Source organism: Pseudomonas putida (genome assembly GCF_028682635.1).
GTDB classification, from domain to species: domain Bacteria; phylum Pseudomonadota; class Gammaproteobacteria; order Pseudomonadales; family Pseudomonadaceae; genus Aquipseudomonas; species Aquipseudomonas putida_AE.
In genome coordinates, this window is record NZ_JANHLK010000013.1 from 150376 (window position 1) to 175141 (window position 24766).

Annotated in this window: 22 protein-coding genes; 17 read left to right on the forward strand and 5 right to left on the reverse strand. The window is 57.9% G+C overall.

Translation table 11 applies throughout. From position 1 onward, the window contains the following. Window positions 1-5 precede the first annotated feature (5 nt). From NPS56_RS17850 to NPS56_RS17910, 13 genes are all read left to right on the forward strand, one after another. Window positions 6-389 (forward strand): response regulator, encoded by a 384-nt coding sequence (locus NPS56_RS17850; RefSeq protein ID WP_274075818.1) that lies wholly within the window; start codon window positions 6-8, stop codon window positions 387-389. A 225-nt stretch (window positions 390-614) separates the two neighbouring features. Continuing rightward, a complete protein-coding gene (locus NPS56_RS17855) occupies window positions 615-1937 on the forward strand; it encodes a hypothetical protein (RefSeq protein WP_274075819.1) in 1323 nt (440 codons plus the stop codon). 114 nt (window positions 1938-2051) lie between these two features. Then, on the forward strand, window positions 2052-5009 hold the full coding sequence (locus NPS56_RS17860) for a hypothetical protein (protein WP_274075820.1): 2958 nt from the start codon (window positions 2052-2054) through the stop codon (window positions 5007-5009). Between the two features lie 145 nt (window positions 5010-5154). Then, window positions 5155-6456, forward strand: coding sequence for a glycosyltransferase (locus tag NPS56_RS17865; protein WP_274075821.1), 1302 nt, complete (start codon window positions 5155-5157; stop codon window positions 6454-6456). A 123-nt stretch (window positions 6457-6579) separates the two neighbouring features. After that, window positions 6580-7470 (forward strand): phospholipase, encoded by an 891-nt coding sequence (locus NPS56_RS17870; protein WP_274075822.1) that lies wholly within the window; start codon window positions 6580-6582, stop codon window positions 7468-7470. 66 nt (window positions 7471-7536) lie between these two features. Further along, window positions 7537-8442 (forward strand): AraC family transcriptional regulator, encoded by a 906-nt coding sequence (locus tag NPS56_RS17875; protein WP_274075823.1) that lies wholly within the window; start codon window positions 7537-7539, stop codon window positions 8440-8442. Between the two features lie 245 nt (window positions 8443-8687). Further along, entirely contained in the window at window positions 8688-9998 is a 1311-nt protein-coding gene (locus NPS56_RS17880) for an ABC transporter substrate-binding protein (protein ID WP_274075824.1), read from the forward strand. A gap of 172 nt (window positions 9999-10170) precedes the next feature. Next, window positions 10171-11070 (forward strand): carbohydrate ABC transporter permease, encoded by a 900-nt coding sequence (locus tag NPS56_RS17885; protein WP_274075871.1) that lies wholly within the window; start codon window positions 10171-10173, stop codon window positions 11068-11070. A 10-nt stretch (window positions 11071-11080) separates the two neighbouring features. Beyond that, window positions 11081-11911: a carbohydrate ABC transporter permease gene (locus NPS56_RS17890; protein ID WP_274075825.1), complete on the forward strand. Its 831-nt coding sequence runs from the start codon at window positions 11081-11083 to the stop codon at window positions 11909-11911. A 175-nt stretch (window positions 11912-12086) separates the two neighbouring features. Then, window positions 12087-13190 (forward strand): ABC transporter ATP-binding protein, encoded by a 1104-nt coding sequence (locus NPS56_RS17895; protein ID WP_274075826.1) that lies wholly within the window; start codon window positions 12087-12089, stop codon window positions 13188-13190. Between the two features lie 15 nt (window positions 13191-13205). Next, entirely contained in the window at window positions 13206-14678 is a 1473-nt protein-coding gene (locus NPS56_RS17900; protein ID WP_274075827.1) for a mannitol dehydrogenase family protein, read from the forward strand. Between the two features lie 138 nt (window positions 14679-14816). Further along, window positions 14817-16313, forward strand: coding sequence for a xylulokinase (gene xylB, locus NPS56_RS17905; protein WP_274075828.1), 1497 nt, complete (start codon window positions 14817-14819; stop codon window positions 16311-16313). A gap of 13 nt (window positions 16314-16326) precedes the next feature. Continuing rightward, window positions 16327-17271, forward strand: a complete 945-nt coding sequence (locus tag NPS56_RS17910) for a carbohydrate kinase family protein (protein ID WP_274075829.1) — start codon at window positions 16327-16329, stop codon at window positions 17269-17271. A 135-nt stretch (window positions 17272-17406) separates the two neighbouring features. Here the strand turns inward: NPS56_RS17910 and NPS56_RS17915 are convergent, their stop codons facing one another. Then, window positions 17407-18708 (reverse strand): OprD family porin, encoded by a 1302-nt coding sequence (locus NPS56_RS17915; protein WP_274075830.1) that lies wholly within the window; start codon window positions 18706-18708, stop codon window positions 17407-17409. 345 nt (window positions 18709-19053) lie between these two features. On the opposite strand from NPS56_RS17915, the gene NPS56_RS17920 reads away from it, so the two are divergent. Both NPS56_RS17920 and NPS56_RS17925 read left to right on the forward strand, forming a co-directional pair. Then, window positions 19054-19323 carry a DUF2790 domain-containing protein gene (locus tag NPS56_RS17920; protein WP_274075831.1) on the forward strand — a complete coding sequence of 90 codons (270 nt, stop codon included), beginning with the start codon at window positions 19054-19056 and terminating at the stop codon, window positions 19321-19323. 89 nt (window positions 19324-19412) lie between these two features. Further along, window positions 19413-19808 carry a hypothetical protein gene (locus tag NPS56_RS17925; RefSeq protein ID WP_274075832.1) on the forward strand — a complete coding sequence of 132 codons (396 nt, stop codon included), beginning with the start codon at window positions 19413-19415 and terminating at the stop codon, window positions 19806-19808. Here NPS56_RS17925 and NPS56_RS17930 read toward each other — a convergent pair. Further along, window positions 19805-20077, reverse strand: a complete 273-nt coding sequence (locus tag NPS56_RS17930; protein WP_274075833.1) for a DUF1652 domain-containing protein — start codon at window positions 20075-20077, stop codon at window positions 19805-19807. The genes NPS56_RS17925 and NPS56_RS17930 overlap by 4 nt on opposite strands. 302 nt (window positions 20078-20379) lie before the next feature. Here NPS56_RS17930 and eco point away from each other — a divergent pair, with 302 nt between their 5' ends. After that, window positions 20380-20862, forward strand: a complete 483-nt coding sequence (gene eco, locus NPS56_RS17935; protein WP_274075834.1) for a serine protease inhibitor ecotin — start codon at window positions 20380-20382, stop codon at window positions 20860-20862. 12 nt (window positions 20863-20874) lie between these two features. Here the strand turns inward: eco and ilvA are convergent, their stop codons facing one another. The 3 genes from ilvA to NPS56_RS17950 all read right to left on the reverse strand — a co-directional run bounded on the left by ilvA (window position 20875) and on the right by NPS56_RS17950 (window position 23685). Then, window positions 20875-21888: a threonine ammonia-lyase, biosynthetic gene (gene ilvA, locus NPS56_RS17940; protein WP_274075835.1), complete on the reverse strand. Its 1014-nt coding sequence runs from the start codon at window positions 21886-21888 to the stop codon at window positions 20875-20877. 261 nt (window positions 21889-22149) lie between these two features. Then, complete coding sequence (locus NPS56_RS17945; RefSeq protein ID WP_274075836.1) at window positions 22150-23301, reverse strand: PQQ-dependent sugar dehydrogenase; 1152 nt, start codon at window positions 23299-23301, stop codon at window positions 22150-22152. A gap of 42 nt (window positions 23302-23343) precedes the next feature. Next, window positions 23344-23685, reverse strand: coding sequence for a hypothetical protein (locus NPS56_RS17950; protein WP_274075837.1), 342 nt, complete (start codon window positions 23683-23685; stop codon window positions 23344-23346). A gap of 192 nt (window positions 23686-23877) precedes the next feature. Between NPS56_RS17950 and NPS56_RS17955 the strand changes: the two genes are divergently transcribed. Then, complete coding sequence (locus NPS56_RS17955; RefSeq protein WP_274075838.1) at window positions 23878-24738, forward strand: Ku protein; 861 nt, start codon at window positions 23878-23880, stop codon at window positions 24736-24738. Window positions 24739-24766: the final 28 nt, after the last annotated feature.

Sequence of the window (24766 nt, forward strand, 5' to 3'; positions counted from 1 at the left end):
CCATCATGATCACCAACGCCCCCACCATCCTGGTCGTCGAAGACGATGCCATCGTGCGCATGTTGATTGTCGACGTGCTGGAGGAGCTGGAGTTCAAGGTGCTTGAAGCAGATGGCAGCGAACAGGCGCTGGAGCTGATCAAGGACATGGGCCAGCACATTGACCTGATGATGACCGATGTCGGTCTTCCGGGCATGGACGGCCGCGAGCTGGCCATTGAAACGCGTACCCTGCGCCCCGCCCTGCCCATCCTGTTCGCCAGTGGTTACGCAGAAAATATCGATGTTCCGGATGGCATGCACCTGATTGGCAAACCCTTTTCCATCGATCAGTTGCGCGACAAGGTTAAAGGTATACTGGTTGAGCCGCTTACAAACCTGCCCAAATGAATACCCCATTTATTTATAATCATTGCCATAGCCGGCCAGAAACCTGGCCGCCTTGAAAACCAACTCCCCGCAAGAAACAAAAAGCACAACATACCCTCTGGCAAATTCAATATCGCCGGCCCTACTCTGCAACTGAACAATCACAAACACCCTGCAAACCGTCCTACCCGGTTATCTCCACAGACTCGCGCTCGCCTGCGAGATCATCAACAAAAGGATTTATTGATGAATACTCTTAAATATGATTTTCGCAAGACATCGACTATTGAAAATTTAAAATCCGACATCGTTGCCTTGCTGGAGGCAAACAGGTTAGAAAAAAACCTCATCATTGAGTCGCTGGAGGGATATGTCAATGACCTCCCCGATGCAAACGTCGAATTCAAACTAAGCAACCTGCTTATTTCTACCACCCCGGGAAGCGCTCTGGAGTTAGCTCAACGTGCGGGCCAAGCCAAACTGAACGACCTGCTGGAAAGCAACGAGTTCATGAGCCTGGAGGAGTTATCCAGCCTTCCCGAATCCGCCAGCTACGTGTGCAACTCGAACAAAGAGCTTCACGTCGTGATTGACGACACGCCCATGCAAATCGATGACCTTCTCAAGGAGAATGAAACTCTCAACCGACACCTGGATGAACTCAGTGAATACGCGACCAACGCGGGTGGCTCCATTTACAGCGCTGGCAAGATCAACGTAGAGCAGTGGATCAGATTTTATGGGTATCCTCTGCCCTCCACGGCCCAGCAACTTGCCCACCTGATGGTTGTTTTCCAGAAAGGACGCCCTGCATTATCTGGAACGGGAAAATATTACGAGATACTCAAGGACCCGCAAATCTCCCCGACTGCATTGTCTCTCGTTCAGCGCGAAACAATCAGGAACATAACGACAGCGTTTGGGCTGGGTGGCACAGGCCAACTCTTGAATAGCCTTTTCGTACATTACCAGAACACGCTGGTCAACGAGAAACTGGACTTGGCTGAATGTATTGACGCGTTCATGAAAGGCATGATCGGTATGAATGTCGCGCAGGACAGCATTGAAGCGTTAGGCTGGTACGGCAGCGACGTGGATGAGCCACCCCGCAAAGAGGATCTGCAACAACTCCTCATGGCAGCGATCGTTTTGAACATTGATCCGAACATAGGTGAGGTGCAAAGCAAAGGTCGCGTGCAGGGTTATGAAATTTACCAACCCAAAAATGCGGACCTGCACCCCACTCAAATCTTGCTGAACCTGGAAGAGCATCTTGTCGCCACTAATCTTATTCTCGCTAAAGCAGCGCCCCTTGCCGCCTATATTCTAATGGCTGACGAGGCACCTGAATTCCTTGTGAAAAATATTCCGGGCAGTATGACCATCAGCTCGCCTGGATGGGTCGCGCATAGTATTACTGTCGCAAAAATCGAAATCATTTCCCCGGGATCATCGCGGGACATGACCTATGACCAAGTACAGTCTTATGCCGACCTGGTGCCCATCGACCAGTTGCTCGACAAGGTCAAAGGCGTACTTGCTGATCGACTTAAAGCCCCTCGCAGATGAATATCCAGCTGACCCTTTGAGCATCGAAACCCCAGAACCTCCTGCAAAACAATTACCCAGCTATCTTCACAGACTCGCGCCCTGTTGTGAAATCATCAAAAAAAGGATTTATTGATGAACACCCTTGAATACGACTTCCGCAAAACATCGACTATTGATAATTTAAAATCCGATATCGATGCCTTAATGACGGTAAACAAACTGGAAAAAAATTTCATCACTGAGTCGCTGGAGGGTTATGTGAATGACCTTCCCGATGCAAACGCCGAGTTCAAACTCTGCAACTTGCTTATCCCTGCCACCCCTGGAAGCTCTTTAGAAATAGCTCAACGTGCGGGGCAAGCGAAACTGAACGATTTATTGAACAGCGACGAATTCAATCGCCTGAATGAATTATCGAGCCTGCCCGAATCCGCCATCTACGTGTGCAACTCGAACAAAGAGCTACACGTAATGATTGACGACACCCCCATGCAGATCGATGACCTTCTCAAGGAGAATGAAATCCTCAATCGACACCTGGAGGAGCTCAGTGAATACGCGAAAAACGCGGGCGGCTTCATTTACAGTTCCGACGAAATCAACGTAGAGCAGTGGATCAGATTTTATGGACATCCTCTGCCGTCCACGGCGCAGCAACTTGCAAACCTCACGGACTTTTTCAACAAAGAACGCCCTGCATTATCAGGCACAGGAAACTATTATGAGATTCTAAAAGACCCGGAAATTTCCCCAACTGCATTATCTCTTGTCCAGCGCGAAAAAATCATAAACACAACGGCAACGTATGAACTAAGTGAAACAGGCCAATTACTCAACAACCTGGTCGAGCAAAACAAAAATTCACAAGTCGATTTGAAAGTCGACCCGGATCGATACATCAACGAGTTCATGGAAGGCATGATCGGCATGAATCTCGCGCAAGACTGCCTTGTAGCGTTAGAGTGGTACGGCACCGACTCGGATGAACCCTCCAGCCATGAGGATCTCCGACAACTCCTCATCGCAGCTATCATACTGAACATCGATCCGAATGTAGGTGAAATTGAAAGCAAAGGTCGTGTGCAGGGCTACGAGCTTTACCAACCGGCCAATGCGGATCTACACCCCACTCAAATCTTGCTGAACCTGGAAGAGCATCTTGTTGCCAATAATATTGTTCTTGCTAAAGCATCGCCCCTCGCCGCGTATATTCTAGTCGCTGACGAGGCACCTGAATTCCTGGTAAACGAAATTCCGGACAGCATGACAATCAGCTCACCGGCGTGGGTCATGCATACCTTTGCTGTCGCAAAAGTTGAGATCATTGCCCCAGGTTCATCGCGGGGCATGACCTATGACCAAATACAGTCTTACGCCGACCTGGGGCCCTTCGATCAGCAACTCGAGCAACTGTTCGGGCTCGGCGTGATAACACACATGCTTAATTGGGGCGCAGTGAACGGCCTTTTTCCCTACAGTCCTGACGGTGAATACACCGTTGAAAACTTCTGCACCGCCGAGACTCATTACAACCAATACACCGAGGCCTTGGAGCAATGCAGCAATGCCATAAATACCCCCCTTCCTACGCGCGAAGAAGTCGCCTTGGCCGAACTTAAAAGAGCCTTGCCGGATGGTGAATACCTGACCGACAAACGTTACGGCCACAAGGACCTTCCAAGGAGCAAGGCAATATCGATTCATGAGTTGTTTATGTCAGGAGACTTGATGCATAAGGGCTGGACGGGAACCCATATGTCCGCAGACATCTTTACTCTTGACTACCATGACGGACTGAAATTAGCCCAACCTTATTTTTACATGCTTCAAAACATCCAGACTCTATACGCCAAGACATTCGACGACTACTTCAAAAAAATACAACAAGGAACATCCACAGCATTAAAGCTCGCCTTATCAAAAATCCCCGAGACAGATCGAATTCGCCTGGAATATGGTGCCCTGACCTTTTATACAGTCCGCGAAAAATTCTCCGATCACGCAACACATGAGACACAACGATTGAGAGACAAATACAGAGGGCGCTATGGCGTGATCATCTGCGCTGAACACGACTTTCAAAAATATTATTATGAACTATTTACCCTGCGAGCCGAATGCTACAGCCGACAGGATCTTGGCGATATTTTCCTGACTACTTCCATTGAATATTTCGAGCCTAGCATCAATACTGATAAAGACCGATTGCAATGGCAGACGCAAGCCCTTGATTGGCCTTTGGATATAAACGCCTATATCAAGGGCACGGCACCCGTTAAAAACGCCACCGGTAAATTGGTGGTCGAGAAATTATGGGAATCCAACGAAACCCCACAACACGCCCCGCACACCAGGAGCCAACTTGAAACTTTCTTCTCGCAAAGAACAAGCAGCACTGTAGCGCGAATACTTTCACACTTCCCACCGGCCACATACAATGAACTTTTCGATGCCGGTTATGGCATAGCTCCCCTTGAAGCTGCGCGAAAGAATACAAAAGACAATATAGACCTGGTTCTCAATTTGATTATTCCGTTCAAGGGCTGTATCGAAGATCTGACTTCGGCTGACCCTGACCGTGAAGCATCCGGAATTTTTGGATGCGCACTGGACGCGCTGGCGGTTGTTGGCTCTGTAGCAGGCGTCGCCTCTAAATTTGCCAGCGTCGCTTTGAAGTCGGGTAGCCTTCTTTCAAAATCGGTAAAACTGGTCAGGCTCAGTGGCAATTTTGCGTTGAGTCTGATTAACCCACTGGATGGCATCCCGAGCCTCTTGAAAAAGGGCGGGAAGATTAGCAAAAATGGCGTGTTGCTCATCACGGGTCAAGGCATCAAGACCTCCGGCAAAGCCACCCGACAAATTCGATCCGTAAGCGGAACGCTCGATGCATTTAACGCGGCAAAGTCCTTGAATATTGCAGATGTGAAAGCTGCCCGCCTGGGGGATATTGGCGAGCTTTCTCAAGCAACGGATGTACTGATCTGCAACACAGCGAACAACTGGTACCAACTCTCACTTAATTCCAATCGGGCCAGAGGCGGGAAGATCACCAATTTCCGGGAGATAAGCGGAGTGAGTCAATACGTTTGACTTGACCCAACAGCGACGTCGACGGGCGGTGCACATCAAGGGCGCTGCCCTTCGTCAGCTCAGCTATCCGTCTCCTGTTCGCCGGCTGTGGTTTAATGCGCGCGTTTTTTCCCCCGCCCCTGGCCGCATCAAGGAATTCGCAATCATGAATCAGCCCCGCGCAACCAAAATCCTGGTCATTGGTTACGTCTGGCCCGAGCCTCGCTCTTCTGCGGCCGGTGGGTATGTGATGCAACTGCTCGGGGCTTTCCTGCAACAGGGCTGGGACGTCACCTTCAGCAGCCCCGCCGGGGCTGGCGAGCATCAGGAAGACCTGACGGTGCTGGGCATTCGTGAAGTACCGATCGAGCTGAACGACAGCAGTTTCGACCGATTCATCAGCGAACTGGCCCCGGATATCGTGCTGTTCGAACAATTCATGATGGAAGAACAATTCGGCTGGCGGGTCGAAACGCACTGCCCGAATGCCTTGCGCGTGCTGGGGACCCAGGATTTGCAAAGCCTGCGCCATGCCCGTCATCAACGGCTCAAGGATCGGTTGAAGGGCAGCGACGATGACAATGACTTCAACGATCTGTTCGCGCCGGCGCTGCGCCAGGAGTTCGAATTCATGGCCGTGACCGACGTGGCCAAGCGGGAAATCGCCGCGATCTATCGTTGCGACTTGAACCTGATGATCTCCGAAGTGGAGATCGAGTTGCTGGTCGAGCACTTCAAGCTGCCGCGCAGCTTGCTGCATTGGTGCCCGCTGATGGTGGACCTGCCCACCCATGCGCCTGCGCCGTTCGAAGACCGGGCGCACTTTATTCACATCGGCAATTTTCGCCATGCCCCCAATTGGGATGCGGTGCTCTGGTTGAAAACCACCATTTGGCCAATGATTCGCCAGCATTTACCCGCTGCACAGCTGCACATCTACGGCGCCTACACACCGCCCAAGGCCACCGCGCTGCATAACGCGGCACAGGGGTTTCATGTGATGAACTGGGCTGAAGACGCCTTGCAAGTGATGTCGGCGGCGCGGGTGTGCATGGCGCCGTTGCGTTTTGGCGCGGGCATCAAAGGCAAGATTGTCGATGCAATGCTCTGTGGCACGCCAAATGTCACCACACCCGTCGGCGCCGAAGCCATGCACGCAGACGAACCCTGGCCGGGGGCGATCACCCGCACTGCCCGGTCGTTTGCCGACAGTGCCGTTGAGCTTTACCAGGACAAGGCGCAGTGGCTCAGCGCCCAGGCCCTGGGCCTGGACTTGCTGGCGAGTCGTTATCAGCCACGTATTCATGGCCCGGCACTGATCGCACGGCTCGAGGATTGCCGCCGACACCTGGTGGCCATCAGAAGAGACAACTTTACCGGCAGTATGCTGCGTCATCATCAGCACAAGAGTACCCAATACATGGCGCAATGGATTGAAGCCAAGAATCGCCACAAGGCAGATAGCTGACAGCAAAAGACATTTCTTGCATCAAGCCTTGGTTGGTTGCAGCCGTTGAACATGGTTATAAATGGCTGCCATTTATTATTCTCCACCCCAAGGCAGGGGTGGAATAAACCACAAGGAATGACAATGACACAATCTGAAAGAGGGGCTCTGGACACCAACAGATGGATGAGTAACTGCCTCGAAATCGAACGCCTGAAACTGACTGACATTGTCTGGCCAGGCGCCCATAACGCCGGCATGGACAAACAAGCCCCCAACTACGAAGTCGTCGTCGGCAACTGGACCACTTGCCAAAACGATTCGTTTGCCTGGCAATTGTCAAAAGGCGCGCGGGTGTTTGATATTCGACTTGGCTATACCGAAGGTCTCGACCAACCAGTCTTCTACTTCCATCACAATGGTCACCAGTCCCATCGCACCCTCGATGAATTGATCGACGCAACAACAGCTTTCCTTGATCAGAACCCTGACGAGTTCATCGTGTTTGACTTTCATCAGTTGGGCGACGGCCAGAAGTATTTTGCCCATAAAAAGCTGAGTGACCTGCTGATAAGGCGTCTCGGACAACGCATCATCCCCCCTGGCGACGCCACTAAAACGGTGGCCGAGCTCATGCGCACCAGCACTCGACGCAGGGTGATATTGGCAGCACCTGTCGTCCGCGAGCTGCACGATGATTATTTCTGGCCTTCCATCACCCACAAGTGGAGCGGCATGTCCTTTGCCGATACCCTGGACCTGAAGCGCCACATCTCCAGCACGCTGGCATCCGTACCTTTCACATCCTTCCTCTGGTCGTTGTCAGCCACCAGCTATGGCTTTTTGGGCGGGCCGCAGAAGATCAAGGACGAGATCAACGACTGGTTCAACCCAACACGCGACTGGGTCACACGCTGCAGCATCATCAACCTCGACTTCTTCGAAGAGTCCAACATCGTGCGTTATTGCTGGAGTGCCACGAGCATGAAGGCCGTTTATGGCAGCGCCCTGTTGTCGCGACCTCTATCCACATAACGCCCTGGCCTATTCGCCTGTGAAAGAGGCATGATCGAGGTGCGATAACAATATAAGCGCCCCGACATGAGCCGAGCCACCCGCGTTACCGACCCTTCCTATGAACTGATGGACGACCATAACGGGTTGTCCATCATCTATCGCCAGCACGGATTCCCGTGTCCCCTGGTACGCTGGCATTTTCACAAGGAGTACGAGCTGCACCTGATCGTCGCCAGTTCAGGCAAGGTGTTCATCGGCGACTACATCGGTAACTTCCACCCGCAAACCCTGTTCCTCACCGGCCCCAACCTGCCCCACAACTGGATCAGCCAGGTGGCCGAAGATGAAGTGGTGCCCAAGCGCGACATGCTGGTCAACTTCACCGACGAGCTGTTCGACAGTGGCTATCAGGTATTTGCCGAGCTCAAGACCTTGGCGCCCCTGCTGGAGCGCGCGCAGTACGGCATCGAGTTTCGCTGCAAGCACACGATCGGCAAGGCGATGGAGTTGATGCAGCGCATCGCCGATACCCAGGGCGTGACCCGCCTCGGGCACTTTTTCATTCTGCTGGAACTGCTGGCCGCTTCTGACGATTACCAGTTGCTGTCCGGCGCCACGACGCCGCAGCTGGCCGACGAGCACAGCATCGACCGCACCAACCGCGCGGTGGATTACATCTTCGCCCACTACGCCCGCGAGTTGCCGCTTGAGGAAGTTGCCGGGCATCTTGGCATGAAGCCGACCTACTTCAGTCGCGTGTTCAAGCAGGCCACCGGGCGCTGCTTCATCGAGTTCGTCAATCGACTGCGCATCAGCAAGTCCTGTGAGCTGCTGGCCGATGGCGACAAACCCGTGACCGATGTGTGCTTCGAATCGGGCTTCAACAATATTTCCAACTTCAACCGGCGTTTTCAGCAGCTAAAGGGCATGACCCCTTCGCATTATCGGCGGTTGGTGGTGCAGCGGTTGACCGAGCAGAATCAGGGATAGCGCAAAGATCAAAAGATCGCAGCCTTCGGCAGCTCCTACATTGGAATGCATTCCCCTGTAGGAGCTGCCGCAGGCTGCGATTTTTGCTTTTGCAGGTGCAAAATAGTATCAGTCCAAGTGCGATGGATGATTTGTCTCGCCCGCCATTCAAGGCTGTAATCGCTGCACATTCTTCCAACCTTCGGAAGACACAAAAACAATAACTGTCCTTCTGTGGCCCTCCGGGTGCAGAAAAGGAGTGCACGATGCAACCTTCTGTAAAAGCCCTGCTCGCCCTCACCTGCATGACCCTCAGTAGCGTCAGCCTTGGCGCCCAGACCCTGACCATCGCCACCGTCAACAACAGCGACATGATTCGCATGCAAAAGCTGTCGAAAACTTTCGAGGCAGAGCATCCGGACATCAAGCTGAACTGGGTGGTGCTCGAGGAGAACGTCCTGCGTCAGCGCCTGACCACCGACATCGCGACCGAGGGTGGGCAGTTCGACGTGCTGACCATCGGCATGTACGAAGCGGCGCTGTGGGGCGCCAAGGGCTGGCTGGAACCCATGAAGGACTTGCCCGCCACTTACGATCTGGACGATGTGTTCCCATCCGTGCGCGAAGGATTGTCGGTGAAAGGTTCGCTGTATGCCTTGCCGTTCTACGCTGAAAGCTCGATCACCTATTACCGCACCGACCTGTTCAAGGACGCCGGCCTGACCATGCCCGAGCGCCCGACCTGGACTCAGATAGCCGAGTTCGCCGCCAAACTCACCCACAAGGACAAAGAACAGTACGGCATCTGCCTGCGCGGCAAGGCCGGCTGGGGCGAGAACATGGCCCTGATCACCACCGTGGCCAATGCCTATGGTGCGCGCTGGTTCGACGAGCAGTGGAAGCCGGAATTCAACGGCCCTGAATGGAAAAATGCGCTGAACTTCTACGTCGGCACCATGCAGAAGTCCGGCCCGCCGGGTGCGTCGAGCAACGGTTTCAACGAAAACCTGGCGCTGTTCAACAGCGGCAAGTGCGCGATCTGGGTCGATGCCAGCGTTGCCGGCTCGTTCGTCACCGACAAGACCCAGAGCAAGGTCAGCGACCACGTCGGTTTCACCTACGCGCCCCATGAGGTCACCGACAAAGGCTCGGCCTGGCTGTATTCCTGGGCACTGGCGATCCCCACCAGTTCCAAGGCCAAGGAAGCGGCAAAGACCTTCAGTGCGTGGGCCACTTCAAAGGAATACGGGGCACTGGTCGCGGAAAAAGACGGCATCGCCAACGTGCCGCCAGGCACCCGGGCGTCTACTTACAGCGAGGCCTACCTGAGCGCCGCGCCCTTTGCCAAGGTCACGCTGGAATCGCTCAAGGCGGCGGACCCGGGCAAGCCGACCCTGAAACCGGTGCCCTACATCGGCATTCAGTTGGTGACCATCCCGGAGTTCCAGGGCATCGGGACCCAGGTGGGCAAAGCGTTCTCGGCGGCGCTGATCGGCCAGACCACCGTTGACCAGGCGCTGGCAGCGGCCCAGCAAACCACTGAACGCGAGATGAAGCGCGCGGGTTATCCGAAGTAACCCCGTATTCAATGTGGGAGCGGGCTTGCTCGCGAAGAGGCCAGTACATCCGATGCATCTTCAGCGTCTGGAATGTTGCTTTCGCGAGCAAGCCCGCTCCCACAGTTGATCTTCATATGCCTGCCATTAATCGGTTGTGATCACCATGAATACGTCTACTGCCAAAGCTCACATGGAAATACCTCAGCCACTGCGCAAAAGCCGGCTGGCAAACCCCGGCTGGTTCCTCGTCAGCCCTTCGGTAGCGTTGCTGCTGTTGTGGATGATCGTGCCGCTGGGCATGACCCTGTACTTTTCGCTGATTCGCTACAACCTGCTCAATCCAGGTGAAAACGAGTTCGTCGGGCTGGAAAACTTCAGCTACTTCCTGACCGACTCGGGCTTCATGCCCGGGGCTACCAATACCTTGCTGCTGGTGGGCAGCGTGCTGCTGATCAGCGTGGTGCTCGGCGTGTTGATCAGTGCCCTGCTGGAGGCCAGTGAGTTTCTCGGTCGCGGCATCGTGCGGGTCATGCTGATCTCGCCGTTTTTCATCATGCCCACGGTCGGCGCGCTGATCTGGAAGAACCTGATTTTCCATCCGGTGTCGGGGATTCTCGCCTACGTCTGGAAGCTGTTCGGCGCGCAACCGGTGGACTGGCTGGCGCACTACCCACTGCTGTCGATCATCATCATTGTCGCGTGGCAATGGCTGCCCTTCGCGATCCTGATCCTGATGACGGCGATGCAGTCCCTCGACCAGGAACAAAAGGAAGCCGCGCGCCTCGATGGCGCCGGGCCGATCGCGATCTTCTGGCACCTGACCCTGCCGCACCTGGCGCGACCGATCGCGGTGGTGGTGATGATCGAAACCATCTTCCTGCTGTCGGTGTTCGCCGAAATCTTCACCACCACCAACGGCGGCCCCGGCTACGCCTCGACCAACCTCGCCTACCTGATCTACAACCAGGCGCTGGTGCAGTTCGACGTCGGCATGGCGTCCGCGGGCGGCTTGATCGCCGTGGTGATTGCCAACATCGCGGCCATCGTCCTGATCCGGATGATCGGCAAAAACCTGACTGACAAAGCCTGAGGCCCGCGCCATGACCCTTCAACAATCCCGTCGCCTGCAAAGCCTGCTGCTGGGCACCCTGGCCTGGGCCATCGCGATCCTGGTCTTCTTCCCGATCTTCTGGATGGTGCTGACCAGTTTCAAGACTGAAATCGATGCCTTTGCCACGCCGCCGCAGTTCATCTTCACCCCGACCCTGGAGAACTACCTGCACATCAACGAGCGCAGCGACTACTTCAGTTTCGCCTGGAACTCGGTGGTGATTTCCTTCAGCGCCACGGCGCTGTGCCTCTTGATCGCGGTGCCGGCGGCGTACTCCATGGCGTTCTACGAAACCCAGCGCACCAAGGGCACGCTGCTGTGGATGCTCTCCACCAAGATGCTGCCGCCGGTGGGTGTGCTGATGCCGATCTACCTGCTGGCCAAGAGTTTCGGCCTGCTCGATACGCGCATCGCGCTGATCGTGATCTACACCCTGATCAACCTGCCGATCGTGGTCTGGATGGTTTACACCTACTTCAAGGACATCCCCAGGGACATCCTCGAAGCCGCTCGACTGGATGGCGCAACGCTGGCGCAGGAAATGCTCCGGGTCCTGCTGCCGATCGCCAAGGGTGGCCTGGCCTCGACCGTGCTGCTGTCGCTGATCCTGTGCTGGAACGAGGCCTTCTGGTCGCTGAACCTGACCTCCTCGAAAGCCGCGCCCCTGACCGCGTTGATCGCCTCGTACTCAAGTCCCGAAGGCTTGTTCTGGGCCAAGTTGTCGGCAGTGTCGACCCTGGCCTGTGCACCGATCCTGATCTTCGGCTGGATCAGCCAGAAACAATTGGTCCGCGGGCTGTCGTTTGGCGCCGTGAAATAACGCGATTTGCCGGCCCCACGCGATCCCCTGTAGGAGCGAGCTTGCTCGCGATGGGCGTGAACGATGACGCGCGCTGCCTGAAAGAACTCATTGTCTGGATGTTTTTCGCGAGCAAGCTCGCTCCTACAGAAAACCGTCCGGTGTAACGAATAACAACAATCGGAGGCCCATGATCATGGCCAACCTGAAAATCAAGAATCTGCAAAAAGGTTTCGAAGGCTTTTCCATCATCAAGGGCATCGACCTTGAAGTGAACGACAAGGAATTCGTGGTATTCGTCGGCCCGTCAGGTTGCGGCAAATCCACCCTGCTGCGCCTGATCGCGGGGCTGGAGGAAGTCAGCGGCGGCACCATCGAACTCGACGGCCGCGACATCACTGAAGTCAGCCCGGCCAAACGCGACCTGGCGATGGTGTTCCAGACCTACGCCCTGTACCCGCACATGAGCGTGCGCAAGAACATGTCGTTTGCCCTCGACCTGGCCGGAGTGCCAAAAGCCGAGGTCGAGAAAAAAGTCGGTGAGGCGGCGCGCATCCTCGAACTCGGGCCGATGCTCGAACGCAAGCCCAAGCAACTGTCCGGCGGACAACGTCAGCGCGTGGCGATCGGCCGGGCGATCGTGCGCAACCCGAAGATTTTCCTGTTCGACGAACCCCTGTCCAACCTCGACGCCGCGCTGCGGGTGCAGATGCGCCTTGAACTGCTGCGCCTGCACAAGGACCTGCAAGCGACGATGATCTACGTGACCCACGACCAGGTCGAAGCGATGACCATGGCCGACAAGGTCGTGGTGCTCAATGGCGGCAAAATCGAACAGGTCGGCTCGCCGCTGGACCTCTATCACCAGCCGGCCAACCTGTTTGTCGCAGGCTTTCTCGGCACACCGAAAATGGGCTTCCTCAAGGGCCAGGTCAGCCGGATCGACGGCCAGGGCTGCGAAGTGCAACTGGACGCCGGCACCCGCATCAGCCTGCCGCTCAGCGGCGCGAGCCTGAGGGTCGGCGGCGCAGTCACCCTGGGCATTCGCCCGGAACACCTGCAACTGGCCACGCCCGGTGACTGCACGCTGCAAGTCACCGCCGACGTCAGCGAACGCCTGGGCAGCGACACCTTCTGCCACGTGCGCACCGCGTCCGGCGAAGCGCTGACCCTGCGCGTTCGCGGCGACCTGGCCAGCCGCTACGGCGAGACCCTGAGCCTGCACCTGGACGCCAGCCACTGCCATTTGTTCGATGCCGACGGCGTGGCGCTGACCCGCCCGTTGCGCGTCGCCGCCTGACTCAGAGAGCCTGTGATGAAACTCGATAAAAACAACCTGCAGCGCCTCGCCCCCGAGGTGGTCCTGCCCGCCTACGCCCTGAGTGACACCCGCCAGGGCATTGCGCACATCGGTGTCGGCGGTTTCCACCGCGCCCACCAGGCGTATTACACCGATGCGTTGATGAACACCGGCGTTGACCTGGACTGGGCCATCTGCGGCATCGGCTTGCGCAGCGAAGATCGTCGCGCCCGGGATGACCTGCGGGAACAGGACTACCTGTTCACCCTGTTCGAACTCGGCGACAGCGACGACACCCAAGTGCGCGTCATCGGTGCGATCCGCGACATGCTGCTGGCCGAAGACGATGCCCAGGCGCTGATCGACAAACTCGCCAGCCCCGAGATCCGCATCGTTTCGCTGACCATCACCGAAGGCGGCTACTGTATCGATGACAGCAACGGCGAGTTCATGGCCCACCTGCCGCAGGTCCAGCACGACCTGGCGCACCCGAATGCGCCGACAACCGTGTTCGGCTTCCTGTGCGCCGCGCTGGCCAAACGCCGCGCGGCAGGCACACCGGCCTTCACCTTGATGTCCTGCGATAACCTGCCGCACAACGGCGCGGTCACCCGCAAGGCCCTGCTGGCCTTCGCTGCCCTGCGCGATTGCGATCTGCGCGACTGGATCGAGGGCCACGTGAGCTTCCCCAACGCCATGGTCGATCGCATCACGCCGATGACCAGCACCCAACACCGCCTGCAACTGGCCGACCAGCACGGTGTGGACGACGCCTGGCCGGTGGTCTGCGAACCGTTCGTGCAGTGGGTGCTGGAGGACAAGTTCGTCAACGGTCGCCCGGCCTGGGAAAAGGTCGGCGTGCAGTTCACCGACGACGTCACGCCCTATGAAGAGATGAAGATCAAGCTGCTCAACGGCAGTCACCTGGCCCTGACCTATCTGGGTTTTCTCAAGGGTTACCGCTTCGTCCACGAGACCATGAATGACCCGCTGTTCGTGCGCTACATGCGTGCCTACATGGACCTGGACGTCACGCCGCAACTGTCGCCGGTGCCGGGCATCGACCTGACCGAGTACAAGAACACCCTGGTGGCGCGCTTCTCCAACCAGGCGATTGCCGATCAACTGGAGCGCGTGTGTTCGGACGGCTCGTCGAAGTTTGCCAAATTCACCGTACCGACCATCAACCGCTTGCTGGCCGATGGCAGGGACACCCGGCGAGCGGCGCTGGTGGTGGCGGCGTGGGCCTTGTATCTGAAGGGGGTGGATGAGAATGGCGATACCTACGCCATTGCGGACCCGCGGGCGGCGTTCTGTCAGGCGCTGGTGGTGGATGATGTATTGATTACCCAACGATTGTTGGCGGTTGAGGAGATTTTTGGTAAGGCGATTCCGCGCTCGCCGGAGTTTGTGGCGGCGTTTGAGTGGTGTTGCAACAGTTTGCGCGAGGTTGGGGTGACGCGGACGTTGGAGCGGATTCTGGCGTGATGTCGGTGGTGTAGCCATTGCCGTCTTCGCGAGCAAGCCCGCTCCCACATTATTTGTGTCCGCTGAAGATCTCCTGTGGGAGCGGGCTTGCTCGCGAATGACTTCACCGAGATCAACCTGACACACCAAGGACCTGCCATGGCAAACCAACAATTATTCCTCGGCATCGACTGCGGCACCCAAGGCACCAAAGCCATCATCCTCGATGCGCTCAGCGGCCAGGTGCTGGGCCAGGGTGCCGCCGCGCATGAACTGATCAGCGGCGCCAACGGTCGTCGCGAACAGGACACGGCGCAGTGGCTGGACGCTTTCACCCTAGCCACCCGTCGTGCGTTGCTGGCGGCGCAGGTCGACGGCCAGGACATCCTCGGCATCGGCGTTTCCGGCCAGCAACATGGCCTGGTACTGCTCGACGATCAAGGCCAGGCCCTGCGCCCGGCCAAGCTCTGGTGCGACACCGAAACCACAGCAGAGAACGATCGACTGCTCAAGCATCTGGGCGGCGAAAAAGGCTCGCTGGAACGCCTCGGCGTGGTCATTGCGCCGGGCTACACGGTGTCAAAATTGCTCTGGACCAAAGAGCAGCACCCCGAGGTATTTGCCCGAATCGCACACATTCTGATGCCCCACGACTACCTGAATTTCTGGCTCACCGGTCGCCGTTGCAGCGAGTACGGCGATGCCTCGGGCACCGGCTATTTCAATGTGCGCACCCGCCAGTGGGATTTGCAGCTGCTGCGCGACATCGATCCCACCGGGCGTCTGCAAGCCGCGCTGCCGGAACTGATCGATGCCCACCACGCGGTGGGCACGGTGCTGCCGGGGATCGCCGAACACCTGGGCATCAACCCGCATGCGCTGGTATCGAGCGGCGGTGGCGACAACATGATGGGCGCCATCGGCACCGGCAACATCAAGCCTGGCGCCATCACCATGAGCCTCGGATCGTCCGGCACGGTGTATGCCTACGCCGAGCAACCGAAGATCAGCCCGGACACGACCGTCGCTACGTTCTGTTCCTCCAGCGGCGGTTGGTTGCCGTTGATCTGCACCATGAACCTGACAAACGCCACCACGGCTGTTCGCGAGCTGCTCGAACTGGATATCGAAACTTTCAACGCCCTCGTTGCCCAGGCCCCCATTGGCGCCGAAGGGGTCAGCATGCTGCCGTTCCTCAACGGCGAACGTGTCCCCGCGCTGCCCCACGCCACCGGTAGCGTGCTGGGCCTGACCATGGGCAACCTGACAAGGGCCAATCTGTGTCGCGCCGTGGTCGAGGGCACGACCTTCGGTTTGCGTCATGGGCTGGACCTGCTGCACCACAATGGCTTACAAAGCCTGCGCATCTGCCTGATCGGTGGCGGCTCGAAAAGCGCGGTGTGGCGGCAGATCGTCGCCGACACCCTGAACATGCCCGTCGTCTGCCCCGAGCAAAGCGAAGCCGGCTCCCTGGGCGCGGCGATCCAGGCGGCGTGGTGCACGTCCTCGGCAAACGGGCATGAGGACAGTCTTGCGGATCTGTGCGAACGCTGCGTGAGGCTCGATCCGGCCAGTGAAACCTGGCCCATTGCAGAAAACGTGGCCGCCTCCCAGTTGGCCTACGAACGCTATCAACGGCATGTCGCAACCCTTTAAAGAGCGATCAACTATGTACCTGGTGTGTGGCGAAGCGCTGTTCGATTTCTTCAGTGAAAACGAGGTCAGCGGCCTGGCTTCAAAAGTGAATTTCAAGGCAATTGCCGGCGGCTCGCCGTTCAACGTTGCGGTGGGTTTGTGCCGCCTGGGCATGGACGCTGCGCTGTTTGCCGGGTTGTCCACCGACTACCTCGGCCGGCGTTTGCTCCAGGTGCTGGAGGAGGAAGGCGTATGCACCGACTATCTGGTGGATTTCGCCGCACCGACCACCCTGGCGATGGTCGCCGTGGGGGCCAATGGCTCGCCGCACTACAGTTTCCGCGGCGACGGCTGCGCCGATCGACAACTTCAGCCCGGGCACTTGCCGGCGTTGGGACCTGAAGTGCGGGGTTTGCACATCGGTTCGTTTTCCCTGGTGGTGCAACCGATTGGCGACACGCTGCTGGAGCTGGTACGCCGGGAAAGCGGCAAGCGCCTGATCAGCCTTGATCCGAACGTGCGGCTCAACCCTGAACCGAACATCGAGCTGTGGCGTTCGCGGGTGGCCACTCTGGTCGAACATGCCGACCTGATCAAGGTCAGCGATGAGGACCTGAGCCTGCTGTACCCCGAACAGGACCCGGCGCGGGTGATCGAGGGCTGGTTGCAACACCGCTGCCAACTGGTGTTCCTCACCCGTGGTGGCGAAGGTGCGACGGTGTTCAGTCGGGTCCACGGTTCGTGGTCGGTGCCGGCCTGTGCCGTGAAGATTGCCGACACCGTGGGTGCCGGCGATACCTTCCAGGCCGCATTGATCAGCTGGCTGACCGAGCAGCGGCTGGACTCGGTCGAGGGGGTGCGGCAATTGAGTCGCCAGCAGATCGAGGCGATGCTGAGGTTTGCGGTGCAGGCGGCGGCATTGACATGCAGCAAGACCGGGCCGGATTTGCCATATCGGCATCAGCTGGATTTGCATTGAATGTGACGGCCCCTTCGCGAGCAAGCCCGCTCCCACAATGGATCGTTGTTGAACACAAATTCGTGTCCACCGATATCCAATGTGGGAGCGGGCTTGCTCGCGAAAGCGGTATACCTCACACCGCCAAACTCAAGGTCACAACACCGAGAAGTTGTAGCTGACGATCACCCGCGTCTCGTCCACATCCCGGGCGTACTGCGCGTAATTGCTGCGATAGGTCGCATTGCGCAACCGCAGGCTGACATCCTTGAACGTCCCGCCCTGCACCACATACTTGAGCTCGCTGTCGCGCTCCCACTCCTTGCCTTCCTGATCGCTACCCGGCACCTTGATGTGATCTCCGTTGACATAGCGGGTCAGGAACGTCAGGCCGTTGAGGCCGATGGCCTTGAAGTCATAGTCGTAGCGCAACTGCCACGAGCGTTCCTGCGCCGCGGCGAAGTCGTTGACCTGCACGTAGTTGACCAGGTACGGATTGCTGCCATCGAGGTACGGCATCGAGTTATCGCCGTTCATGCGCTGCCAGCCAGCGCTGAACGTATGGCCGCTGATGGCGTAGGCGAGCAAGGTGCTCAGGGCGCGGTTGTCGATGGAACCGGCGCGGGCCTCTCCGCTGTCGGCACTCTTGAGCAAACGCAGATCGGCCTTGAGCACGCCGCCAGCCAGCGGCTGGTTGGCCAGCAAGCCGAGGAAATGCTGTCGGTAGATGTCTTCCAGTTCGGCATAGTGGTACTGCCCCGTCAGCCGATCGTTGATCTTGTAGTCGAAGCCGTACATGTCGAAATGATCGGCGGTGATGTTGCAGGCATAACGCTTGTTCTTGCAGTGCACGCGAATGTCCTGGGAATCAGTGGAGTCCCGGGCGGTGTACTTGTCCAGGCGCGCGGCCATGACATTCAGGTCCTTCACTTCCCTGGACGTGAGCATCGCGCCATTGAACATCGTCGGCAGCAGGCGGCCATCGTTGTACTTGAGCAGCGGCACATCCGGCAGCAGCGCGCCGTACTTCAGTATGCTCTGCGACACGCGCACCTTGGCGGTCAGGCCGAGCTTGGTGTATTCGTCCGCCGAACCCCGCGGGTTACTGCCGCTGGACGGCAGCAGGCCGCTGTTACTGCTGTCGGGACTGGAGTCGAGCTTGAACCCCGCCATGCCCAATGCATCGACACCAAAACCCAGTGTGCCTTCGGTGAACCCCGATTGCAGATTGAGAATGAAACCCTGGGCCGACTCTTCGCGTTTGGACGCGCCCTGCTCGTTGGAGGTGTGGCCGTCACGGAAGTCGCGGTTGAAATACACCGTGCGTGATTCGATGTTCGCCGTGGTGTCGTCGATAAAGCCGCTCGCCTGGGCCGGCCCGGTAAAACCGGCGCACAGCACCAGGGCGCCGAAGCCGAATGACTGGCGCGCGAAGATGAACGTAAAGGGGGGACGCATTAAAAAGCTCCAACAATGCAGCGTTTGCGCCAGGGCGCAATCAGCCAGAAATAGCCTTCATCCGGTCAGGTAACAGACCGGGCTGAAGTGAAACGCGGGGTGAACGACAATGATGGCAGAACGCTTTTTCTTGCTGCAGACGACTTTAGTCTGAAAAGTGACCGTATTGTTTTTCGCCGAACGGTAGTGGTTTGACGACAGGCGGCATTCAACTGGCTTTAACCAATGCTTAATCGCGCAGTCCAACACTCTACTGGACCGCACGCCCTCAGAGTCCTCTGACGCCCAGTGCGGCAGGCTCGACGATACGTCGAGCTCACTTGCACCTGCACTGGAGATCACCCCATGAACTCGCGCGCCCTGCTCGTTTCAATCGCCCTTGTCTGTGCCGCATCGACCGGCATTGCCCAGGCCAATGACCCCGCCACACAAAACGTGCCCTCCTATCACTACGGCATGCCATTGCACGTGGGCAAAGTGATTGCGCTGAGCGAACCCACGACCCTGGACTGCGAAGTGATTACGGCGACGATGAAGTACATCGACTCACAATCGGGCCAGCCTGCAGAAGTCGCCTACCGAAAACTGTCTGACGCTTGCAGTTATCAGAACTGAAGGAAAATTCTGATTTAACGCCTTGCGGTACTCGTGGGGAATTTCAGGCGCTATGCTCAGGCGCTTCCTCACTGCCGCAAGGATTCGCCATGCAGTTGTCGTTTCGTACGTTATCGACATCAACCGCCGCTTTGTGTTTGCTGCTGGCACTGGCCTGGGGCGTCATGCCCGACTGGCTGCTGGCCACCTGGGATATTGAATACTCGCCGACCGCAGGCCTCATTGCACGACGCATAGCAGTACTGTTCGCAGCATTGGGGGTGATGTTCTATCTGGTGCGCAACCAGGCGCCCTCCGCGTCTCGCCAGGCATTGGCCATTGGCTTTGTGGTGGGCTGCTGGGGGCTGGCGATACTGGGTTTCGGCGAATGGCTCAATGGCCATGCCGGTCCGGGTATCCTGCTGGCAGTCGGGGTTGAACTGGCGCTGGGCCTGGCGTTTTTCCAGACCCGGCGCGAATCGGCAGAATTTGAAACAACCGCTTAAAGCGCTTTGCGCATGCCCTGGCTATGCCCGGGTTCCGTGTAGTGGTTTTGGAGATCGGAACGCAGAACGGCGATCAGTTCGTTGATTTCCCGACAGCCATTGAGTTGCTGGGCGTCGATACCGGTTTTCAAAAGATCGAGTTGATCGGTTTCACGATCGGTAAACACTTTTACAGTCATGGACAAGTCAGGCGACAGCGTGCATTGACAGCGTTTTGGTAGAAAACTGCTTTCAATGATATTGCGAAGTTCCAAGGCAGAAAGAAACATGGCGACCCTCTCCGTTGTGAGACTGCCAATTAACTATCGACGCTGACTCATATGGAATCCCGGTCAGCTTGAGAACAGCTACAGCATAAAACATGCCCTGAATTTCGCTGTGCAGCTCATCGGTAAATCAAGGGCTTATTGTAAGGTCTCGTAAAAATGGTCGTGCAATCTGCAAAAACGGCTTGTGCCGGTCCTGCAATTTGCACGCTGGGCGAAGGATTTGCATTGACCGCCGGCGCCGTCGAGAATGGCCGCCAGCCGATCCAGTATCCGCTCACCCCACACATTCGCAAGGAGGCATCATGGGTTCATCGACCATCAGTACCACCGTCGGGCTGATTGCCGTCACGCTGTCCGGCATCGTCCACGGGGCAAAACTCGAAGACGTCGCACCCTTCCCGAAACCGGACAGCGGTTTCACCCGCCAGGTCATCCACCTCACGCCACAAACCCGTGAAGACGATTTCCAGGTCGAGATCCTTGCCGGCAAGACCCTGGCAGACGACTGCAATCGCCAGCGCCTGGGCGGCATTCTCGAAGAGAAGAACCTCGAAGGCTGGGGCTATCCGTTCTATCGCCTGGACAAAGTCATCGGCCCGATGAGCACCCTGATGGCCTGCCCCGATGGCAAGAGCACGCAGGCGTTCGTGCCGGTGGTCGGCGACGGTTTCATGCTGCGCTATAACAGCAAGCTGCCGATCGTGCTCTACGTCCCCAAGGACATCGAGGTGCGCTACCGGGTCTGGTCAGCCTCCAGCAAGGTCGATAAAGCCGTCGCGGAGTAGGCCTTACATGCATCAAGCGAGCGTGTCGCACAACGCGGCACGCTCGGCGACATGGCGCAAACTGTCGAAATTGATATTGGCACCCGACTCGATGGCGATGAACGTCTGGCCGCGGGTCTTGCTTCTCGCCACGTACTTCTTGATGCCCGCCACCGCCAATGCACCGGAAGGTTCGGCGATCGAGCGGGTATCGTCATAGATATTCTTTATTGCAGCGCAAAGCTCATCATTGCTGACGGTCAGCACCTCATCGACGCAAAACCGGCATACCTCGAAACCATGGGCACCGATCTGGGCGACCGCCACCCCATCGGCGAAGGTGCCGACGTGGGGCAGGACGACACGTTGATCGGCCTCCAGCGCCGCTTTCAAGCAAGCGGAATGTTCCGACTCGACGCCGATGATGCGCACTTCTGGCCGCAGGTATTTGATGTACGCCGCGATGCCGGCGATCAGGCCGCCACCGCCCACCGGTACGAAGATCGCGTCCAGCGGACCTTGGTGCTGGCGCAGGATCTCCATGGCCACGGTGCCCTGCCCGGCAATCACATCAGGGTCGTCGAAGGGCGAAACAAAGGTCTTGCCGGTTTTTTCCGCCAGATCCAGCGCATAGGCCAGGGCAAACGGAAAACTCTCGCCGTGCAACAACGCCTGTGCGCCACGACTGCTCACTCCGAGCACCTTCAATTCCGGTGTCGTCGCGGGCATCACAATTGTCGCTTCGATCCCCAGCTCACGCGCCGCCAACGCCACCCCCTGGGCGTGATTGCCTGCCGAAGCCGTCACCACGCCCCGCGCCTGTTGCTCAGCACTCAATTGTACGAGCTTGTTGTAGGCACCCCGGATCTTGAAGGAAAAGGTCGGTTGCAAATCTTCGCGTTTAAGCAGGATCTGATTGCCCAAGGCTGCGGACAACGCCGGAGCTGGTTGCAAGGGAGTGCGCACCGCCAGTTCATAGACCGGCGCGGCAAGGATTTTCTTGACGTAATGCTCAAGCAGGGTTTGTTGGGCGGGCACACTGGTCATGATCGTCTCCTGACATTGATCAGAGCCCCGAGACAGAAAATGAAAACCCGCCTCAAGGGCGGGTTGGGTGCTGCAGTCGTGAGCTAGCCCGCCAAATGAGGAATGGCGGTAATAATGCTTGGCTGGCAGCGCAATACGGTGGAAGTCATGTCCGGAAAATATCCGGGCGTGGATGGCAAGTCAATGGTTCGATTTCAAGATAGCCATCGCGAGCAAGCTCGCTCCCACACTTGATCTCGGTCGAATGTGGGAGCCAGGCCTTTACTTCAATCCCACCCTGTACAGCCCACCATCCTCTTCATCGGTCAGTACATACAAATATCCATCCGGGCCCTGTCGGACATCACGGATGCGCTTGTCGAGTTCGCCCAGCAAGCGCTCTTCGTGAACCACCTTGTCGCCGTCGAACTGCAGGCGAATCAGCTCCCGGGTGACCAGCGCGCCAATGAACGCGTTGTGCCGCCAGGCCTTGAAACGGTCGCCGTCGTAGAAGGCCAGGCCGCTCAGGCCAGGGGATTTTTCCCAGACATGGTGCGGCCCGACGGTGCCTTCGGCGATCTTGCCGTTGGCTTCCGGGATTGGCTGACCCGAGTAATTGATGCCGTGGGTGGCCAGCGGCCAGCCGTAGTTCTTGCCGCGCTCGATGATGTTGACCTCATCACCGCCCTGCGGACCGTGTTCGTTTTCCCAGAGCGTGCCGGTCCAGGGGTTGAGCGCCGCCCCTTGCGGGTTACGCACACCGTAGGCCCATATTTCCGGGCGCACGCCGGCTTGTCCGACAAAGGGGTTGTCCTCGGGCACCTTGCCGTCCGGATAGATCCTGACGACCTTGCCCTGCAACTTGTCGAGGTCCTGAGCGGTGGGCCGGTCGTTGTTTTCCCCCAGGGTAATGAACAGATAGCCATCCCGGTCGAACACCAGCCGCGAACCAAAATGGTTGCCGACCGAGAGCTTGGGCTCCTGGCGGAAGATCACCCGGAAATCCTTCAGTGTCGTCAGGTCTTCGGACAACCGTCCGCGACCGACCGCGGTACCGGCCTTGTCACCCTGACCGCCACCTTCGGCATAGGACAGGTAGATCATCCGGTCTTGCTTGAAGTCGGGTGACAGCGCCACATCCAGCAAGCCGCCCTGCCCCTTGGCCCAGACCTTGGGCACGCCATTGAGTGGCGCCGACAATTTGCCCTCGGCCGTTACCACGCGCAGGTTGCCCGGACGTTCGGTGACCAGCATGCCCTGGCGATCAGGCAGAAAGGCCAATGACCAGGGATGCTCAAGTCCGGTCGCGATCGGCGTGAGCTCAAGGGTGCCCTGCTCGCTTTGCATGTCCCGGGCAGTCGTTGCGAGAACAGGCAGGCTGACGGCGAACAAGGTGCTGGCGCAGAAAGTGGCCAGGAGGGTTTTACGCAACATGCACGATTCCTTTTGTCATGGATACAGGCAGCTGCCTCTCTTTCAAGGGCTGCGGGGAGGTGGATTGGGGATGAACTTCGGGGCACTGGTGGGGGCCGAGCCTTGGGGGTAGCGATTGCCGATGCCACCGTTGTCGAGGGTGGGCGGACGTGGCACCGGCACGGTATTCGGCCCATGGATGGCAGGGGCATTGGGTTGCGTGCCCTGCATGCTGTTTGGATTGGCCCGGCGGATCGGGCTGTTGTAGGGATTATTGTTGGTGCTGCCCGGAAGGTTTTGCGCCACCTGCAACGGAGCGCCGGGCGAAGCGACGTCGGCCTGTGCCGCATGACCGAGTACGCCGCTCAATGCCAGCACGATAAGGCCAGGTACGTATCGATTCATGGGATGCCTCTCGACCTGTGCGTGAATAAAGTCTTCGATAGCACGCTACGCCTGGGGTTCGGATTTGTTAACACAAACCTTGCCGGCAAGATGTAACACGAAGTTGATGCGCGGCCAGGACCGGGCCGCAGGCCGCTGAAACTTTTGCGCAGAGCCCAAGGTCACCTGATCATCACTTTCGGGAAGACGACCATGGCACGGGCAATCTGGAAAGGCGCGATCAGTTTCGGGCTGGTGCATATTCCTGTGGCGCTGGTCTCGGCGACGTCCTCCCAAGGGGTGGATTTCGACTGGCTCGACAGCCGCAGCATGGACCCGGTGGGCTATAAGCGCGTCAACAAGGTCACCGGCAAGGAAGTCACCAAAGAGCACATCGTCAAAGGCGTGCAGTACGAAAAAGGCCGATACGTGGTGCTCAGCGAAGAAGAAATTCGCTCGGCGCATCCCCTGTCGACCCAGACCATCGATATCTTTGCCTTTGTCGACGCCGAGCAGATCCCGCTGCAGAACATCGACACGCCCTATTATCTGGCACCGGACAAACGCGGAGGCAAAGTCTACGCCCTGTTGCGCGAAACCCTGACCAAGACCAACAAAGTCGCGCTCGCCCGCGTGGTGCTGCATACCCGCCAGTACCTGGCGGCCTTGATGCCGCTGGAAAAGGCCATGGTCCTGGTCAAACTGCGCTGGCCGGCGGAGGTTCGCAGCCTGGACGAACTGGCATTGGGCCCCGATGTGACAAAGGCCGAGCTGGCCAAGGGCGAACTGGACATGGCCAAGCGCCTGGTGCAGGACATGAGTGTCGAGTGGTCGCCGGAGGATTACCGGGACGAATTCGAAGACAAGATCATGGCCCTGGTGGACAAGAAAGCCCATGAAGGCAAGATCGAGGATGTTGAAACGGCCACGGGCGAAGAGGAGCGCAAGACGGCGGATGTGATTGATTTGACCGAGTTGCTCAAGCGAAGCCTGGGGGGCAAGGGGGCGGCCAAGGCGCCTGCCAAGCCCAAGTCGACGACCAAGCCGGCGGCGAGGAAGAAAGTCAGCAAGTGATGTGTTGGATGTTCCGGCCTCTTCGCTG